The organism is Chelatococcus albus (genome assembly GCF_030067675.1).
GTDB classification, from domain to species: Bacteria; Pseudomonadota; Alphaproteobacteria; order Rhizobiales; family Beijerinckiaceae; genus Chelatococcus_A; species Chelatococcus_A albus.
On the sequence record NZ_JASJEV010000002.1, the window covers coordinates 304497 to 322059 of the forward strand.

The 17563-nt window shown below is 68.8% G+C and carries 11 protein-coding genes and 4 pseudogenes; 8 read left to right on the top strand and 7 right to left on the bottom strand.

Features of this window, described 5'->3' with window-relative positions; translation table 11 throughout:
* Nucleotides 1–124 precede the first annotated feature (124 nt).
* The 3 genes and pseudogenes from QNA08_RS05105 to QNA08_RS05115 form a co-directional block, all read left to right on the top strand.
* Nucleotides 125–1549 (top strand): YncE family protein, encoded by a 1425-nt coding sequence (locus QNA08_RS05105; RefSeq protein WP_283739594.1) that lies wholly within the window; start codon nucleotides 125–127, stop codon nucleotides 1547–1549.
* The gene (locus tag QNA08_RS05110) at nucleotides 1546–1959 is read left to right on the top strand and encodes a DUF305 domain-containing protein (protein WP_283739595.1); all 414 of its coding nucleotides are present in this window, start codon (nucleotides 1546–1548) and stop codon (nucleotides 1957–1959) included. Before QNA08_RS05105 ends, QNA08_RS05110 begins: the two co-directional genes overlap by 4 nt.
* Before the next feature lie 278 nt (nucleotides 1960–2237).
* Nucleotides 2238–2837: pseudogene (locus tag QNA08_RS05115) on the top strand (DUF2270 domain-containing protein); the annotation flags it as partial.
* A gap of 129 nt (nucleotides 2838–2966) precedes the next feature.
* Here the strand turns inward: QNA08_RS05115 and QNA08_RS05120 are convergent.
* From QNA08_RS05120 to QNA08_RS05150, 7 genes and pseudogenes are all read right to left on the bottom strand, one after another.
* Nucleotides 2967–3617, bottom strand: a pseudogene (locus QNA08_RS05120) (class II aldolase/adducin family protein).
* 68 nt (nucleotides 3618–3685) lie between these two features.
* Nucleotides 3686–4295, bottom strand: a pseudogene (locus QNA08_RS05125) (substrate-binding domain-containing protein); the annotation flags it as partial.
* 21 nt (nucleotides 4296–4316) lie between these two features.
* Nucleotides 4317–4958: pseudogene (locus tag QNA08_RS05130) on the bottom strand (ABC transporter permease); the annotation flags it as partial.
* Nucleotides 4959–4999: 41 nt separating this feature from the next.
* Nucleotides 5000–5542, bottom strand: coding sequence for a LysR family transcriptional regulator (locus QNA08_RS05135; RefSeq protein WP_283739596.1), 543 nt, complete (start codon nucleotides 5540–5542; stop codon nucleotides 5000–5002).
* A gap of 524 nt (nucleotides 5543–6066) precedes the next feature.
* Entirely contained in the window at nucleotides 6067–7506 is a 1440-nt protein-coding gene (locus QNA08_RS05140) for an FAD-dependent oxidoreductase (protein ID WP_283739597.1), read from the bottom strand.
* Between the two features lie 188 nt (nucleotides 7507–7694).
* Nucleotides 7695–8015: an ArsR/SmtB family transcription factor gene (locus QNA08_RS05145; protein WP_283739598.1), complete on the bottom strand. Its 321-nt coding sequence runs from the start codon at nucleotides 8013–8015 to the stop codon at nucleotides 7695–7697.
* Nucleotides 8016–8698: 683 nt separating this feature from the next.
* On the bottom strand, nucleotides 8699–9193 hold the full coding sequence (locus tag QNA08_RS05150) for a hypothetical protein (protein WP_283739599.1): 495 nt from the start codon (nucleotides 9191–9193) through the stop codon (nucleotides 8699–8701).
* A 326-nt stretch (nucleotides 9194–9519) separates the two neighbouring features.
* Here QNA08_RS05150 and QNA08_RS05155 point away from each other — a divergent pair, with 326 nt between their 5' ends.
* From QNA08_RS05155 to QNA08_RS05175, 5 genes are all read left to right on the top strand, one after another.
* A complete protein-coding gene (locus QNA08_RS05155) occupies nucleotides 9520–10797 on the top strand; it encodes an ABC transporter substrate-binding protein (RefSeq protein ID WP_283739710.1) in 1278 nt (425 codons plus the stop codon).
* Nucleotides 10794–12704, top strand: a complete 1911-nt coding sequence (locus tag QNA08_RS05160; RefSeq protein WP_283739600.1) for an ATP-binding protein — start codon at nucleotides 10794–10796, stop codon at nucleotides 12702–12704. Before QNA08_RS05155 ends, QNA08_RS05160 begins: the two co-directional genes overlap by 4 nt.
* The gene (locus QNA08_RS05165) at nucleotides 12701–14095 is read left to right on the top strand and encodes a sigma-54-dependent transcriptional regulator (RefSeq protein WP_283739601.1); all 1395 of its coding nucleotides are present in this window, start codon (nucleotides 12701–12703) and stop codon (nucleotides 14093–14095) included. Before QNA08_RS05160 ends, QNA08_RS05165 begins: the two co-directional genes overlap by 4 nt.
* 185 nt (nucleotides 14096–14280) lie before the next feature.
* A complete protein-coding gene (locus tag QNA08_RS05170) occupies nucleotides 14281–15615 on the top strand; it encodes an ABC transporter substrate-binding protein (RefSeq protein WP_283739602.1) in 1335 nt (444 codons plus the stop codon).
* 186 nt (nucleotides 15616–15801) lie between these two features.
* Nucleotides 15802–17538, top strand: coding sequence for an ABC transporter permease (locus QNA08_RS05175; RefSeq protein ID WP_283739603.1), 1737 nt, complete (start codon nucleotides 15802–15804; stop codon nucleotides 17536–17538).
* Nucleotides 17539–17563: the final 25 nt, after the last annotated feature.

A 17563-nucleotide genomic window follows, 5' to 3' on the forward strand; every position in this document is an offset into this window, starting at 1 on the left:
ATCACGGGCCCGTGACGGAATGATGCCGGCCGCGACGGTGTCTGCCGCTGCGTGTCCCGTCGGCGCCGCGCGCCACGGGACGTCCTTGCACGAGGCCGTGCAGGCGCAGCCCTGAAGAGGCACCATGAACCGAGCCCCCCGTACACCAGACGCTCCCGCTCCTGCCGTCCCCCTGCCGACGCGGCGCACGCTCCTCAAAGGCGCAGCCGGCGCCGCCGCGGCCGCGGCGGCAACCGCCCTGTCGCTGGGTCCCGCGCAGGCCGAGACCACGGCCGGCGGTCCGATGGCCGGCGATGCCGTCATCCTCTGCAACGAGGATTCGAACACGCTGTCCGTCATCGATCCGACGACGAATTCGGTTGCGACGACCATCAATCTGACGAGTTTCGACGAGGACCCGCGGCCGCCCTTTCGCTTCGTCACCGGCGGCGTGACGCCCACGCATGGCGGCATGGTGCAAAAGCCTCTCTACCACGGCGCCATCTCCATCCACGGCTGCGTGCCCTCGCCGGATTCGCGGTTCGTCGCGGTGACCGGCCGGGGATCGAGCAACGTCTATCTCGCCGATACGACGACCCGGCGCGTCGTCGGCAACGGGCCAAACCCGCAAGCCACGGAGAAGACCAATCCGGACCGCATCACGAGCGGCATCCTCGTCGGCCGCGAGCCGCACGAGCCGACCTTCACGCGCAACGGTCGGGAACTCTGGGTATGCGTGCGGGGCGAGGACCGCATTGCCGTGCTCGACGTCGAGAAGGCCATCGCCGAATCGCATGGCGCCGGGCGCGGCTCGGCCCTGCGCGGTTTCGTGCCCAGCCTGCCGGGGCCGGCGCACGTCTGGTTCTCCAAGGACGGGCGGCTCGCCTTCGTCGTCTCGCAGAAGACTGCGGCCGTGGATGTTCTCGAAGTGAGCTACGGCGGCGAGGGTTTCAGCACCGTCGGCCGGCGCAAGCGGCTCGACATCACCGCGGCCGACCGCTTCGGCTTCAGCCCCTTCCTCAAGCTCAGCCCCGACGGCGAGGAGATGTGGATCTCGCACAAGCTGGCGGATGCCGTCTCGGTGCTGTTGCCCGGCGCGCCCCAACGTCTCGGCGAGACTGTGGCCCTCGGGGAGGGGGCGCGTCCCAATCATGTCGAATTTGCCGAGAACGCGCGCGGGCGGGTCGCCTACGTGAGTTGCGCGCGCGTCGACGACGGAGGCCCGGGCGACGTGGCCGCGAGCCGCATCGCCATCGTCGACCGGTCCGCCCCCGTGGGGCGCCGGAGGGTCGTCGGCAGCTTCTTCAGCCATGGCCGGGAGGCGCACGGCCTGTGGACCGACCCGGCCGCGACGCGCCTCTATGTGGCGCACGAACAGGACGAACTGCCCGGCACACCGAACGCGGGGCAGACCGTCTGCACGGTCTTCGACATCGACTATCCGCTGCAGCCAGGCTTCCTCGCCCAGATCCCGCTCGGCGCCCTCGGCCTGCCGTCCGGACAACTGCGCAATCGCAAGAGCATCAATCTCGTCTATGTCCGTCCGGGCAGCCGGAGCGCCAGCGCATGAGCGGCCGGAGCACGCACGCCGGTGCGTGCGGCGGGGCGGGCGCCATTCCGCCGCATCACGCGGTCCCCGGCGCCCGCACACCAGCCGTCGCCGCGGCGAGCGACGCCTTCATGGCTGCGATGCACGCGATCATGGCGCGCATGGACGAGGAGATGCACTGCGGCCCCTTCGCGGGCGATCCGGACCACGACTTCCTGGTGATGATGATCCCGCACCACCAGGGCGCGGTCGACATGGCGGAACTGGTGCTGCGCGAGGGGCGCGATGCGCTCGTGCGTCAGCTCGCCGAGGGGATCCTGGCCGCCCAGCGCGTCGAGATCGCCGCCATGCGCGGGCGGCGCGATGCGCTGGCGTCGGGCGGCGACGCCCGCGACCCGTTCCCGGCCCTCAGCGGCACGCGAGGCGAATGACGCCAGCGCCGTTTCCTCGCGGCCCGCGGTCATTCGAGCTTCCCGGGAGGAGCCGCGGCGTCGAGCGTCGAGGCCGCGAGCGGTGCCTGGCGCTTGTTCGTCCTCGCGAGGCTCTCCGGCCCGCCCCGGGTCGGAGGCCCGGGCCCAGCCGGAGGAGGGGCCAACTGCAAGGGACGCCGCTGCACCCGGCTTCGCGCTACTATCGTCCCTGGCTCCACAATCAATGCTGCGGCCTCGGCCACGGGACGCGAGGTCGTCCATGGGAGGAGAGGCGAGCCATGAGTGACGAGAAAGGCCAAGCGCTGCCCTCGCCGTTCAATGCGGCGGACATCAGCGCCCTCGCGCACCTCTACCGAGGCGAGCAGTATCGAAGCACCGTCTGGCGGACGCGCCTCGACACGACAACCAACTGGGCCGTGGTCACCACCGGCCTCGCCCTGTCGCTGACCTACAGCAGCCCGTCCGCCTCGCCGCTGCCGCTGGTCCTGGTGGGCCTCGTGGTGACCGTGTTCCTCTACATCGAGGCGCGGCGCTATTGCTTCTTCGATTTCTGGCGCCTGCGGGCGCACGTGCTGGAACTCTACTTCTTCGGGCCGATCCTGCGCGGCCAGGGCGTGCGGGTCGACAACGGCTGGAACGAGGTTCTCTATCGCGACTACCAGACACCGCGCCTGCACATCACGCTTTTCGAGGCGATCGGCCGTCGCATCCGCCGGAACTACAGCTGGATCTTCCTCATCCAGGTGATCGCCTATGTCGGCAAGCTGCTCATCCACCCGGCGCCGATCACGGGCCTCGAGGACGTCTGGACGCGGGCAGCGATCGGCCCGGTGCCCGGCCAACTCGTGCTCGCGGCAGGGTTCGTCTTTCACGCCACCTGGGCGACCTTGGCCATGTTGACCTACAGAAGCCGGCGGGGCGCCGGCCGGGCGCGGCCGCCCCGCCCGGTGAAGGACGACCTGTTGGAGCTCGCTCGCGGGGGGGGGACCCCCGATCGGCCCCCGGGGTCAGCGATCGCGCAGGCCGTAGCTGCGGAAGCCCTCGCGCACGCGCGCGATCTCCTCGTCCGGCAGAAGCACGGGGGCCGCCGATCAGGAGGCTGTAACAGTACTGCCTGGCGATGGTCTCGAGCTCGACGGCAAGCCACATTGCCTTGTCGAGGCTCGGTCCGATGGCGACCTGGTCGTGGTTGGCGAGCAGGCAGCCGTTGCGGTCGCGGAGCGCTTCAAGAACGTTGTCCGACAGGGCCTCCGTGCCGTAGGTGGCATAGTCGGCGCAGCGGATGGTCGGGCCGTCGAAGGCGGCGATCATGTAGTGGCGGGCCGGGATGTCGCGGCGCGCGATCGGCCGGGTGGTCGCGAAGGTCGAGTGCGTGTGCACCACCGCACCGGTATCGCTGCGCGCCCGCAGGATGGCGCGGTGGAACGGCCATTCGGTCGAGGGCTTGAGCGGACCCGACCAGCTGGCATCGTCGCCTGCGAGCGGCATCATGGCGATATCGGCCGGCGTCATGCTGTCACAGGGCGCGCGCTCGGCGTGATCAGCATCACGTCCTTGTAGCGCGCGCTGATATTGCCGGACGTGCCCTGGTTCAGGCCGCTCGCGTTCATCTGGCGGCACAGGGCGACGATCGCCTGGCGGAGGTCGTGCTCGCTCATGGAATGCTCCGATCGAACGTGCGAGGCTGCCAGACCCGTCGGCGGCCTCGCAACTGTCGGCTCGCCCGTCAGCCGCGCCGGGGCAGGGGGATCCAGCCGGGGACGATCACGTCGGCATGTTCGAACTGCGGCATCTTCCGGCCGAGTTCCCGCATGTTGGTGATGTTCTTGTCGATAAGGTCCTGCCGGGGATCGGCGTCGGCGGCACGATCACCTGCCGGCCGGGCAATTCGCCGGTCATGTGCAGGGCGAGCGCCCTCACGCAGACCTCGCCGACAACGGCCGGGTTGGTCGCCGCCGTTGCCGCCTAGGCGCTGTCCGGCTCGCGCATGGCCTGGATGTCAGCGGTGGAGATATCGGCCGGATAGATCTTGATGTCCCTGTTGCGGCCGGCCTCGTCGACGGCGATCTTCACGCCCTTGGCGAACTCGTCGTACGGCGCGAATACCACCTTGATATCCGGATTGGCACGCAGGACGGCGGCCGTCTGGTTCGCGACCGCATTCGCGATCGGATTGTCCATCGTGCCCCAGCGCGCCACCTCCTTGATCCCGGCATTGGCGGCTTTGAGCTTCGGCCAGGTCCGTCGCGGCGATCGAGCGGAGCGATGCCGGCGACATGGACATGGCCGGCGGCGAAGGCCTTGCCGTCCAGGGCGATGCGCAGGCCCCCCTTGTCGAAGGGCTTCGGGGCGCCGGCGAGCCGCGCGGCCTGCTCGTTGCCCCCGATCGCATACATCATCCGCCCCCAGCGCGTGCGCTCCAGAAAGACCCGGGTGACGACCGCGAGCACGGCCACGACGACAACGAGGACGGGGACGACATCGGCGATGCGGTAACGGCCGAGCATCAGGAACGGTGCCGCGAAGCTGCCGTCGGCGATGGCGCTGGAGAGCAGTTGCATGCCGCTTGCAATGGACCGCCCCCCGGTCGGGATGAGCTGCAGGCCGACGATGAGGAACATCATGCCGAGCGTGGCGAGCAGGTCGGGAATGCGCAGCCGCACGATGAGGAAGGCGTTGATGGCCCCGGTCGCGAGGCCGATGGCGAGGCAGAAGAGGATGGCCTCGACGGTGCCGAGCTTCCACACGACCATGGCACAGGCGGGGGCCATCAACGAGGCGGCCGCCACGCTGCCGATCGACAGGTCGAAGCCGCCGACGACCATCGAGGTGGTGACGCCGAGCGCCAGCAGCGCCACGATCGAGACCGACTGCAGGATGATGAAGACGTTGCCGACCCTGAGGAACGACGGCTCGAGGAGCGCGAGCAGGCCGGTCATGCCGACGAGAATGACGAGCAGGCCGTAGCGGATCATGCTGTCGCGGCTGTACGAGGTCATGGCCGGCGTTTCCCGCAGTGTTCGTTGCCTGGCAGGGCGGCTCAGGCCGCTTCCTGGCACTCGATGGCGGCGAACAGCCGCTCGGCCTCGGCCTCCGACAACGACGAGGACGTCGCGGTCTGCTGGCCGTGGGCTGCCGACGTATCGTAGATGAGCGCCAGATCGACGCGCCCGCTCGCCAGCCATTCCAGGATGTGGCTGCTGAGGGCTTCGACCAGCCGCACGCGCATGTGCGGCACCCTTTCCGCCAGAGTCCGCACCACCAGCGCCGAAATGAAACGCAAGAAGGTCGGCGTCAGGGCGATGATGCATTGGTTGCTGCCGACCTTGCCCAATTCGCGCCGGGCGCTCTGCAGGTTCTCGTGCACGTCGCGGGCGCGCTCGTGGAACAGCCGCCCCTGTTCGGTGAGCCGCACGCCGCGGCCGTTGCGGTCGAACAGCTGGCCCCCGAGGTCGCCTTCCAGCGCCTTGATGTGCCGGCTCAAAGCCGACTGGGTGACGCCGAGCACGATCGCCGCGCGCGAAAAGCTTGCGGCGTCGCCGACGCCGAGAAAGCACTCGATCCGGCGGAAGGTCAGCGACATGGCGCCCCGCAGAGGTTTGGTCCCTCACGCAGGCATGGCATTCGGCACGATCGGCCCGTGTCCATGATGGAACACAATGCTTGCCCCCTCCCTGGACCTGCGAATCCGGCCCGAGCGCAAAATCTACGGCGCCTCGCGCTGGCGGGGGAAGCGGCGGCAGAGTCCGGGAGGGGGCTGCAGGTCCAGCCTTGGCGCGAAGGGCGGCAGGGACGGGGCGGTGGGGCCCGGCGACGGAGGGCGCCCGCGCGGTCGACAGGCCCCCCGAGACGGGGGACGGGCGGCCGTCGATCGTCGTTCTGCCCTTCGAGAATCGATCGGGCGATCCCGCCTGTCGATCCCTTGGTGGACGGCCTCGTGGAGGAGGTCACGGCTATGCTTTCGCGCATCCGCAGCGGCAGTCGAGGCAGCTTTCACTGGCGAGGATCTGCGTGATCCCGAGAGCGGCGACCACCACCCGCCGATCGGGGGTCGGCGTTGTCGGGACTTTCGTCCCCGATCGGCGCGTGGGGGAGCACGCGCCGACCTCAACAGCAGCCGACGGGTGCCGAAACCCTGTCGGGAGTTGTCCGGTCGGCGGGAGCCGCGCAGCCGCAGCCGGCTGCACCCTTCGCCTTGGCCTCCGCATCGGCGGCGCAGCAGGCGTCGGCCGTCGCGGGAGCCGGGCCGCCGCAGCAGCCGGAGGGGGGCGTCGGGCCGTCGGGGCCGATGGCGCTTGCGCAGATGCCCGTTTCCGGAAGGACGAGGCGGAGGTCGTCGGCGGCGGCGAGATCGCCTGCGATCGCCGCCACCACCGACCGGACCTGTTCGTAGCCGGTGAGCATCAGGAAGGTGGGCGCCCGTCCGTAGCTCTTGATGCCGACAGTGTAGAAGCCCGGTTCCGGATGCGCGAGTTCGCGGTGACCGTGCGGCGGAACGGAGCCGCAGGAATGCAGGTTCGGATCGATCAGCGGGCCGAGTGCCTTCGCGCTCTCCAGCCACGGATCGAGGTCGAGCCGCAGCTCGCGGGTGAGTGCGAGATCGGGCCGCTGGCCCGTGGCGACGACGATGCGGTCGACGGGGCCGAGTTCCCGGGGGCCATCCGCCGTGTCTCCAAGGACGAGGATCCGGCTGCCCGATGACCGGACGGCGGTCGCATTGAAGTGCGGCACCAGGGTAATCCGGCCGCTGTCGACCAGCACCTTCAAGCTGGAGCCGAGTTCGCCGCGGGCAGGAAGCTGGTCGGCCCGTCCGCCGCCGTAGATCCGCCTCAGGTCCGTGCCGCGCGTGGCCCACAGGATCGAGGTCGTGGGATCCTGCTCCGCGAGGCGTGCGAGATCGAGGAGGACATTGGCCGCCGAGTGTCCGCCGCCCACGACGAGCACCGTCCGGCTCGCATAGGTCAGCCGATCGCGACCGAGCACGTCCGGGATGCCATAGGCGATGCGGTCGGCGTGCGCGGCCTCGCCCGCCGCGGGGATCCCGCCCGCGCCGAGCGGATTGGGGGTGGTCCAGGTGCCCGAGGCGTCGATGACGGCGCGCGCCAGGTCGTGGCGGATGGCGCCGTTGGCATGCGCCACGGCGAGCGCGAACGGCCGCGATCCGCGATCCCTGCTCGACACCTTGTCGGCGCCGAGCCGGGTGATGGCCGTGACCCTGGCCCCGGTCTCGATCGCCGTGGCCATCTCGGGCGTCTCGGCGAGCGGTTTCAGGTAGGCATCGAAGAGGTCAAACCCGCTGGGCAGCGCATCGCCGGGCGGTTCCCGCCAGCCCCGCGCCTTCAGGAGCGCCCGGGCCGCGGTATCGGTATTGTACTTCCACGGGGAGAACAGCCGGACATGGCCCCAGTCGCGGACATTGGCGGCGACGGTGGCGCCGGCCTCGTACACCCGTACGGGAAGGCTGCGACGGACCAGATGGGCGGCGGCGGCGAGGCCGACGGGGCCTGCTCCGATGACCGCGACGGGAAGTGTGTCGAGTGTGCTCACGAGGTTGTCTCCTGGCGAAGAAGTGTCAGCGGCCGGGGAGGGTTGTGGTGCGCACAACGCCGTTGCCGCGGACGCGCGTCAGCCATTTGCGCCATCGGCCGGCAGGCGAAGGGTGCAGAGGGGAAGGGCGACATTGGCGGTGCATTGGTCCAAAATTCCGGTATTATCGAAATTTATATCAAGGTAACTCATGCCGCGGCCTCGTCGGCCGCAGCACCGCATCCCGCATCGGCGCAGCACTGGTCGGCGAGGAAGCCGAGGAGCTCGTTCATCGCCGGAAAGTTGGCACGGCAGATCAGGGTCGTCGCCTGCCGCTCCTGCGTCACCAGCCCGGTGAGGATGAGCCGGTGCAGGTGGTGCGAGAGCGTCGAGGCCGGGATGCCGAGCCGCTCCTGGATCCGGCCGACCGGAAGACCGTTCGGACCTGCGCGGACGAGTGTCCGGTAGACCTCGAGCCGGGTCGGCTTTCCGAGCGCCTCAAGTTGCCTGGCTGCTTGTTCGAGTTTCATGGAAATATGCCTACACCGCCAGCCGGGCAGCGTCAAGGGCTATTTCGAGTATTATCGAATGAATGGCGACTCGCGCGCAAGGCCGGGCACAGCCGCTGAAGGCGGTGATCTGCCGCCGCTGCCGGATCGCATGCCGGGAGCCGCTTGCGAAGCCATAGGACGCCGGATCGTAGAGGGGAAAGGCCTGCCTCGCGGATAGGGCGCTCCTCGAGGGGCGCGCCAAGGCGTCGTCGCAGGGACTGTCGATGAGGGCCTAACCTTTCTCCGCCTCAGAAGTTCTGGCGCAACGGACCTGCCAATTGCTGCGAAATCGCCCGAGCCGTGGTCGTCATTGCGCGTGAGGAACGGCCTCGTCGGTCCTCAGCCCGCTCGGCAGGCAGGCCCCCATGGGCCGGCAACACCCGATGTTACTTTCCGTTCCCATCGTGGCGGAGCGGTTGTTACGCCAGTGACACGCGGGCGGTGCTGGACAGCGGAGGAAGCCGCCCATCGGGAGGGAATAAGATGAGACAGCTCCCGGGTCTTGCCCTCGGCCTCGCCCTGCTGACCACCGTCCAGGCTCGTGCCGATGCTCCGGCCGGCAAGTATCATGTGACGCTCGATCAGCTTGACACGACGCATTTCATGGCACCTCCGCCTTCCGCGGAGGTGAGCCGGCGAGAACTGGAGTTCATGCTGCGCCTTCAGGAGAAGCGCAGCGAGGAACAGGCGGTGAGATCTGTCGCCGACCTCGAGCAGAGCGTCTTCCGGTTCGCCGACGTGATGGGTCCGGGCTTCACGGCGACACAACTGCCGAAGACGGCGGCGTTCTTCGAGAGGGTCTGCAGGATCGAGAGCGCTCGCAACAAGCGGGCAAGGAGAAATGGAACCGGCCGAGGACGCCCGTGGTGGAAGAGCGTATCAGGCCGGTCGCCAGATTCTCCACCAGCGGCTCCTATCCGAGCGGACACGCGGCCTTTGCGCATCTCACGGCGATCGTGCTCGCCGACATCGTGCCGGAAAGGCGGGAAGCCATCTTCGCGCGTGCGGCCTAGTTCGGTGACAACCGGGTCATCGGCGGCGTGCACTGTCCAAGCGACGTCGAGGCCGGCCGGCAGATGGCGGCCATGATCGCCGTCCTCGCCCATGCGAATCCGGATTTCCGACGGGACCTCGAGGAGGTCAGAGCCGAAATCCATGCGACCCTGGGCGCCGCTCGCTGATCCGGATGCGGTTGTGGCTGCCCCGATCCTGATAGACCGACCAGCAGGCCCTTGTCTCGAGGGGCGCCCGGCAGAGGCGGGGCCCTCGCTGCACCGTCGGCCGAGCCGGCGCTGGCGGCAAGGCGCCAAGCCGGCTATCGGGGGAAGGCGGTTGCCGTCGCTGCGACCGCACGTCCAAGCGGTGCCGGCGCCGGCGTCAGGCTGCGAAGGGGTGTTTCATGCGGATTGCCCGCGCCATGATCCTTTGCCTTCTTCTGCAGGCCGGGGGAGCGCGCGCGGCTGATGCGCCGTCGGTCGTCGTCATGACGTCCTTTCCGGCGAGCTTCTACGAGCCGGTCCGAGATGCCTTCGAGGCGCGTCATCCCGGTCTCAGGCTGCGCGTCGTCAACCGGAAGACGACGGCGGGGGTCGCGACATTGATCGATCGCTCCCGCGAGACCGTGGACGTATTCTGGGCATCGGCGACAGACGCCTTCGCTCTCCTCGCGGCGGCGCAGCGCCTCGCGCCGGCGCCGGCACGACCGCATGCGGTGCCTGCGAGGATCGGCGGTTTCCCGATCGACGACCCGGGCGGGCTCTACCGCGGCTTTGCTCTCTCGGGATACGGCATCGTCTGGAACAGGCGCTATCTCGATGTGCGGGGGCTGGGGCCTCCTCAAAGCATCGTCGCGCTCAGGAACCCTGCCTACGCCGGCCATATCGGCATGACCGCGCCCTCCCGGTCCGGTACCACGCATCTGATGGTCGAGGCCCTCCTGCAACAACAGGGATGGCGGGAGGGCTGGGCAACCTGGATCGAGATCGGCGGCAATCTCGCGACCGTCACCGCACGCAGTTTCGGGGTCGGTGCCGGTGTGGCGCAGGGACGGTTCGGGATCGGTCTCTCGATCGATTTCCTGGGCCGGGCCGGGGAGCAGGAAGGCGAGGGGATCCGTTTCGCCTATCCGGCGGAAAACGTCTTCCTGCCTGGGAGCGTCGCGGTCCTGCGTGATGCGCCGAACCGGCAGGGCGCGGAGAAGTTCATCGCATTTCTGCTGTCGGAAGAGGGGCAACGGCTTCTCGTCAGCCCCGGCATCGGCCGCCTGCCCGTCGATCCGGCCGCCTACGCCGAGGCGCCGGGCGATTACGCAAATCCCTATCGGATGCTGGCCGGGCGGACGGAAACATCCCCCTCCTTCGACGCGGCGCTGTCGGGGCGGCGTTACGAGCTCGTCAATCTGCTCTTCGATGAGGCCATCACCTATCGCCTGCAGCCGCTGCAGGAGCTGTGGCGGAGGCTGCACGGCCTGGAGGCGCTGGTCGCCCGGTCTGGCGCGGCATCGGTGGTGGGGCTCCTGGCCCGGGCACGCCAAGCCTTGACCGCTGTCCCTGTCAGCCCGTCCGAAGCAAGCGACGCCGCCTTTGTGGGGGATCTGAGGCGCCTCTCCTGGGGCGTGACACCCAGCCCGCGCCAGGCGGCGCTCGTCGCCGATTGGCGCATCTTCTTCGAAGCTCGGCTTGCCGAGGCCAAGGCGCTTGTCGCCGAGGCGGAGGCCGCGATGATGCAAGAGGCCCTGCAGGCTCGGGAGCCGCGGCCATGAGCGCCGCCCGCCCCATCCGGTTCGGCATTGGTGCACGGCTGATGCTCGCCTTCGGCGGCGTCGGCACGCTGGCGGTCGTCGCCTGCGTCGTGGGCTGGTTCTCCTACGAACGGCTCAGCGAGAATCTCGGGGCCATCAACCGCACGCACCTGCCGGCCGTGGCGCTCGCCGCCCGCCTCGCCGAACATGGCGGAGGGATCATCGCCACCGCCCCCGTGCTGGCTCTGGCACGCAAGCCCGAGGAATACGAGATCGCCAAGCACGGGCTCGACACACGGCTCGCCGCCATGCGCGCCGTCTTCGAAGAAATCCGGCGCCACCCTGCCGGCGGGCTTCAGGGGGCGCGCCTCGCGTCCTCCGTCGAGGCCATCGCGATCAACCTTGCCGGGCTTGATGCGAGCGTGCGCGAGCGTCTGGCGCTGGAGAAGCGCAACCGTGAGGCGATTGCGGAATTGCGTTGGCTGCATGCCGATCTCATCGACGAGGCCGAGCCCCTGGTCGAGGATGCCCGCTTCGTCATCCGCTCCGGTCTCGCCACGGCGGAGCGCGCACTCGGCAGCGACGAGCTCGGCGAACTGCGCAAGGAGATCCGCAAGACGGAGGCGATCAACGGCCTCAATGCACAGACCAACCTCGCCGTCGGCCTCCTCAACCGCGTGGGGACGATCACCACGCTCGACGATCTCATCCAGACCACGCACTTCCTGAGCGAAACGGCGGACACGATCGAACAGCAGCTCACCGCGCTCGACGATGCGAGTGACACCCTGACGCTGCGCCAGACTGTGCGCCGGCTGCTCGAGCTGTCCAAGCCGGACGGCGGTATTCCGGCGGTTCGCCGCAGCGAGATCCTGGCCGCCGACAAGACCCGCATGCTGCTCGCCGAGAACCGCGGCCTCATGGCCGCGCTCGACGATGTCATTGGCGCGCATGTGCATGAGGCGAACAGAGCCGCCGAGCGTGCCGCCGCTCAGTCGGAGCGGGCCATCGCGGTCGGTCGCCGGCTGCTGCTCGGGGTCGCCGCGGCATCCGTGCTCGCCGCGGCCCTGGTCGGCCTCTTCTATGTCCGCCGCAGCCTCGTGGGCCGCATCAGAAGCCTCGCCAGTTCGGCGGGCGCGCTGGCGCGTGGCGATCTCGCGACGCCCATCCCGTTGCAGGGCGGGGACGAGCTCGCCGTCATGGCGCAGGCCCTGAAGCGCTTTCGCGATACCCAGCAGGAGTTGATCCAGGCGGCGAAACTCGCAGCGCTCGGCGGCCTCTCGGCCGGGATCGGTCACGAACTCAACCAGCCGCTGGCGGCCATCCGCTCGCATGCACACAACTGCCGTCTCCTGCTCGAGCGCGGCCGCTACGAGGAGGCCGGGACGGCGCTTACACGCATTCAGACCCTGACGGCGCGCATGGCCGACATCATCACCCATCTGAAGCGCTTCGCCCGCAGGCCCGACGCGATCCTCGGCCCTGTGCCGCTCCGGTCGGTCGTCGAGGCCGCGCTGAGCCTCTTCGATCGCCGGTTCGAGGAGGAGGGGATCGTGCTCGAGGTCGACATCGCGGACGAGATCGCCGTTCGCGCGGAGGAGGTGCGGCTCGAACAGGTCTTCGTCAACCTGATCGGCAATGCCGTCGATGCCATGCGGGGTGTGGACGACAGTCGCCTGACCATCTCTGCGACGCAGGGCGATGGAGAGATCGAGGTGCGTGTCGCGGACACGGGCGTCGGCATTGCCGAGGCGCATCGGGCAACGATCTTCGATCCCTTCTTCACGACGAAGCCCATCGGTTCGGGTCTCGGGCTCGGCCTGTCGATGTCGTACAACATCATCCGCGATTTCGGTGGCCGTCTCGCGCTGGCCGAGACCAGTGGAGCCGGCACCCTCTTCGTCATCACGCTCAGGGCCGCGGAATGAGTGAACAGCCTTTCGTGCTCCTCATCGACGATGATGCCGAGGTGCTCGATGCCTACCGTCAGACGCTGGAACTCGAGGGCTTCGCCGTTCGCGCCGAGCGCGCGGCGACGAAGGCGCTCGCCGGCCTCGATCGCAGCTTCCCGGGCATCGTGCTGACGGATCTGCGCATGCCGGGGCTCGACGGACTTGCGGTGCTCGAGCGCGTGCGCGCCGTCGACCCCGACATCCCGGTGGTGCTCGTGACCGGGCACGGCGACGTGGCGACCGCGGTGCGGGCCGTGCGCGACGGCGCCTACGACTTCATCGAGAAGCCGGCCGATCCCGAACGCATAGTCGAGACATTGCACCGCGCTGCCGCGCATCGCCGCCTGGTCGTCGAAAACAGGGCCCTGCGGCAGGCCGCCGGCGGCGATCGCCTGGACCTGCGCCTCGTCGGCTGCTCCGCCGTCATGGCGCGGCTGCGCATCACGGTCGCCGCCGTGGCGGAAACCGATGCCGACGTGCTGCTGCACGGCGAGACCGGCGCGGGCAAGGAGCTCGTTGCCCGCTGCCTGCACGATTTCGGCCGTCGCCGGTCGCACCATTTCGTCGCCATCAACTGCGGGGCGCTGCCCGAGACCATGATCGAGGGTGAGCTGTTCGGCCACGAGGCCGGCGCCTTCACCGGCGCGCGCGAAAGGCGCATCGGCAAGATCGAGCATGCGAGCGGCGGCACGCTCTTCCTCGACGAGATCGAGAGCATGCCGCTTGCAGCGCAGGTCCGGCTCCTGCGCGTGCTGCAGGAACGCCGGGTCGAGCGGCTCGGTTCCAACAAGGAGATCCCGGTCGACATCCGCGTCGTGGCGGCGACCAAGCGCGACCTCAAGGAGCTCGCGGCCAAGGGCCAGTTTCGCGAAGACCTCTACTATCGCCTGAACGTCGTCACCGTCCGCCTCCCGCCACTGCGCGAGCGCAGGGAGGACATCCCGCTCCTCTTCACCCATTTCCTGGATCTTGCCGCGGTGCGGCACGGCCGCCCGCGCCCCGTGCCGCGACCGGCCGAGATCGCGGCGCTGCTCGCGCATGATTGGCCGGGCAACGTACGCGAGCTGCGCAATGCCGCGGAGCGGGTGGCCCTCGGGCTGGGGGAGGCCGTGCCGACGGGCGACGATGGGATCGTGTCTGACGGCGGCCCGGCGACCGGCGTGCGCCCCCTCGCGGACACCATCGAGGAGGCCGAGCGCAATGCCATCGCGCTCGCCCTGCGCCAGCTCGGCGGCCGCATGGCTCGCACCGCCGATGCCCTCGGCCTCACGCGCAAGACGCTCTACCTCAAGATGCGCAGATATGGCCTCGACAAGGGGGAGTTCCGTCTGGACGGCGATGTTACCGATCCGGACTCCCCGGTCTGAGGCGATGTTACGCAAATTACCCAGGCCGGATCGCCGCGCATTGTCGATGTTCGCCATAAGGCATTGATGCGTTCAGTTTTTTTGCGGTCGGAACCCGTTTGGCACGCCTCTTGGAAGATGCGGCAACAGCCATGGGCCTCGACGCCCCTGGCGACACCAAACCGTTTTCCGGGAGGAAACCAGGAATGCGTCTTGCTCTCGCCGCGGCGATCCTCGCCGCCGGAACGGCCGTCGTCGGATCCGCAGTCGCCCAGACTCCGAACGGCAAGCTCGTTGTCGTCACCTCCTTCTCGAAGGATGTGACGGATCCCTTCAAGAAGGCCTTCGAGAAGGCCTACCCGGGCCTCACCGTCGAGATGCAGAACCGCAATACCAACGCGGCGGTGAAATATCTCGACGAGACGAAGGGCAACAATACCACCGACCTGTTCTGGGCTTCGGCACCGGATGCGTTCGAGGCGCTGAAGGGGCGCGGCCGCCTCGAGAAGTACAAGCCGCAGGCGACAGGCATCCCGGAGAAGATCGGCGATTATCCCGTCAACGACCCGGATGGACACTACCTCGGCTTCGCCGCTTCCGGCTACGGCATCATGTGGAACACGCGCTACGTCGCTGCCCACAAGCTGCCGGAGCCGAAGGACTGGAGCGATCTCGCCAAGCCCGCCTATTTTGACCATGTGGCTATCGCCGCGCCCTCGCGCTCGGGCACGACGCACCTGACCCTCGAGGCGATCCTGCAAGGGGAGGGCTGGGCCAGGGGCTGGCGCACCCTGAAGGAAATCGGCGGCAACCTGCGCGAGGTGACCGAGCGCAGCTTCGGCGTCCCCGACGGCGTCAATTCCGGCCAGTTCGGCTACGGCATCGTCATCGACTTCTTCGGCTTCTCGGCCCAGGGCGCCGGCTTTCCGGTGAAGTTCGTGTACCCGACGGTCACCACCATCGTCCCGGCCAACATCGCCATCGTGAAGGATGCACCGAACACCCCGGCGGCGAAGGCCTTCGTGGAGTTCCTGCTGTCGCCACAGGGCCAGGAGATCCTGTTCGCGCCGTCGATCCGTCGCCTGCCGGTCAACCCGGAGGTCTATGCCAAGGCGCCCGAGGGCATGCCCAATCCGTTCAAGTTCAAATGGAGCGGGGGCGGCGGGTTCAAGTTCAATTCCGATCTGTCGGAGTCGCGCGGCGCGGTGGTCGATGCGCTCTACGACCAGCTCGTCACCTTCCAGCTCGCTGCTCTCAAGAAAGCCACCAAGGCGATCCACGACGCGGAAGCGCGGCTCGCAGCCGGGCCGAACGAGCAGGCCGGGGCACTCATCGCCGAGGCCCGGGAGCTGATCGCCGCAATGCCGATCACCGACACGCAGGCAGTCGCGAGCGACATCGCCGCCGCCTTCAAGGGCGGGTCAGGCAGGGACAAGGCGCCGCGTCAGGCCGAATTCGAGCAGGCGTGGGGCAAATTCGCCGCCGACAACTACGCGAAGGCGCTGGCGAAAGCGGAAGAAGCCGCGAAGCTCCTGAAGTGACACGCGCCGCCGTGTGCTCGGCACGGCGGGCCATCCCGTCCTCCGACGGCCAGAACGGCGCAAGCCCGCCCTTCCTCCCGGTGACCGGGAGGGAGTGGAGGCGCCGCGCATCGATGCGCGCGAGCCGAGGCGGCGCCAACCTCCATCTCTGCTGACACGCCTCGAAACCGAGGCGAAGGGGGCTCCATGACGGCCTTCTCGACGGCCTATTCCTCCGGCGCGGCGAGCGCGTCCTCCCGGGTGCGGCCCGGGCAGACGGCAGCGCTGCTGCTGATCGCCGCCTTTCTCGTCCTGTTCCTGGTCGCCCCCGTGGCCGCCGTCGTCGTCGCGGCCTTCCGCGACAAGGCGACCGGCGCTTTCACTCTGATCAACTTCCTCGACTTCCTGCGCACGGATCTCCTCGTCCGCTCGTTCTGGAACTCGGTGTCTGTCTCGGCCATGTCGGTGGTGCTGGCGTCGGTCTTCGCGCTGCCGCTTGCCTACTACACGACACGCTTCGAGTTCCGCGGCGCGGCGATCGTGCAGACGCTCGGCGTCATCCCGCTGATCATGCCGCCCTTCGCCGGCGCTGTGGCGATGCAGCTCCTCTTCGGCCGCAACGGCACGGTGAACCTGCTGCTCGGCGAGTGGTTCGGCATCAACATCCCCTTCATGGAGGGGCTGAACGGCGTCATCTTCGTCCAGTCGGTCCACTACTTCCCGTTCATCCTGATCAACCTGTCGGCCTCCCTGCGCAACATCGACCGGGCCATGGAGGAGGCGGCGCAGAACCTGGGCTCCAGCGGCCTGCGCCTGTTCAGGCGCATCGTCTTCCCGCTCGCCATGCCCGGCTTCGTGGCCGGCGCTTCGCTCGTCTTCATCAAGGTGTTCGACGACCTCGCCACCCCGCTTCTCCTTAACGTCAAGGACATGCTGGCGCCGCAGGCCTATCTGCGCATCACGTCGATCGGCATCTCCGATCCCATGGGCTACGTCATCTCCGTGGTGCTCATCGCCTTTTCGCTGGTCGCCATGTGGCTCTCGACCTTCGCCATGCGCGGCAAGGACTACGCCACGACGCAGCGGGGCGGCGGCGGCCTCGCCAAGCGCAGGATGCGACGGCGCGATGCCGTCGTCGCCTATGCGGTCATTGCGCTCGTCCTCCTGCTGGTGCTGGCGCCGCACGCGGGTCTTGCCCTGATGTCCTTCGCGACCATCTGGTCCTACAGCCCGCTGCCGGACGCCTACACCCTGAAGCACTACGTCGCGGTCTTCTCCGACAGCGGTCGGTACATCTGGAACACGCTGCTGTATGCCTCGCTCGCGGCCGGCATCGACATCGCCGTCGGCACAGCCATCGCCTATCTCGTGCTGCGGACGAGGGTGAAGGCGGCCCGATGGCTGGACTACACGGCCATGGCGGCGCTCGCGGTGCCCGGTGTCGTTCTCGGCATCGGCTATCTGCGAACCTACTACGGCGTGACGCTGCCGAACGGCCAGGCGCTCGCGACCTTCTGGTTCGTCATCGTGCTCGCCCTCGCCGTCCGGCGGCTGCCCTATGCGCTCAGGGCCTGCACCGCCGCCCTCCAGCAGGTCAGCCAGTCGCTGGAGGAGGCGGCCGAGAACCTGGGCGCCACCAAGATGCGCACCATCCGGCGCGTCGTCCTGCCGCTGATGACGGGCGGCCTCGTTGCCGGTTTCGTGACGAGCTTCGCGACGGCTGCGGTGGAGCTGTCCGCAACCATCATGCTGGTGCAGTCGAACGCGGACGCGCCGCTCGCCTACGGTCTCTATGTCTTCATGCAATCGCCGGCCGGGCGCGGGGCGGGCGCCGCGCTCGGCGTCATCGCCGTCCTGATCGTCGGCGTCTGCACCTACCTGTCGCACCACATCGCCGAGAGGGATCGGGCCGCCAAGAGCGAAACAGGGGCACGGCGCCAATGACGTCCGCTATCGGGAGGAGACAGCC

Bases quoted from the DNA above. Each gene is read 5' to 3' on its own strand.
- QNA08_RS05165 (WP_283739601.1), top strand. From the start codon at position 12,701: ATGAGTGAACAGCCTTTCGTGCTCCTCATCGACGATGATGCCGAGGTG.
- QNA08_RS05145 (WP_283739598.1), bottom strand. From the start codon at position 8,015: ATGAAACTCGAACAAGCAGCCAGGCAACTTGAGGCGCTCGGAAAGCCG.
- QNA08_RS05105 (WP_283739594.1), top strand. From the start codon at position 125: ATGAACCGAGCCCCCCGTACACCAGACGCTCCCGCTCCTGCCGTCCCC.
- QNA08_RS05135 (WP_283739596.1), bottom strand. From the start codon at position 5,542: ATGTCGCTGACCTTCCGCCGGATCGAGTGCTTTCTCGGCGTCGGCGAC.
- QNA08_RS05110 (WP_283739595.1), top strand. From the start codon at position 1,546: ATGAGCGGCCGGAGCACGCACGCCGGTGCGTGCGGCGGGGCGGGCGCC.
- QNA08_RS05160 (WP_283739600.1), top strand. From the start codon at position 10,794: ATGAGCGCCGCCCGCCCCATCCGGTTCGGCATTGGTGCACGGCTGATG.
- QNA08_RS05175 (WP_283739603.1), top strand. From the start codon at position 15,802: ATGACGGCCTTCTCGACGGCCTATTCCTCCGGCGCGGCGAGCGCGTCC.
- QNA08_RS05170 (WP_283739602.1), top strand. From the start codon at position 14,281: ATGCGTCTTGCTCTCGCCGCGGCGATCCTCGCCGCCGGAACGGCCGTC.
- QNA08_RS05155 (WP_283739710.1), top strand. From the start codon at position 9,520: ATGACGTCCTTTCCGGCGAGCTTCTACGAGCCGGTCCGAGATGCCTTC.
- QNA08_RS05150 (WP_283739599.1), bottom strand. From the start codon at position 9,193: ATGGATTTCGGCTCTGACCTCCTCGAGGTCCCGTCGGAAATCCGGATT.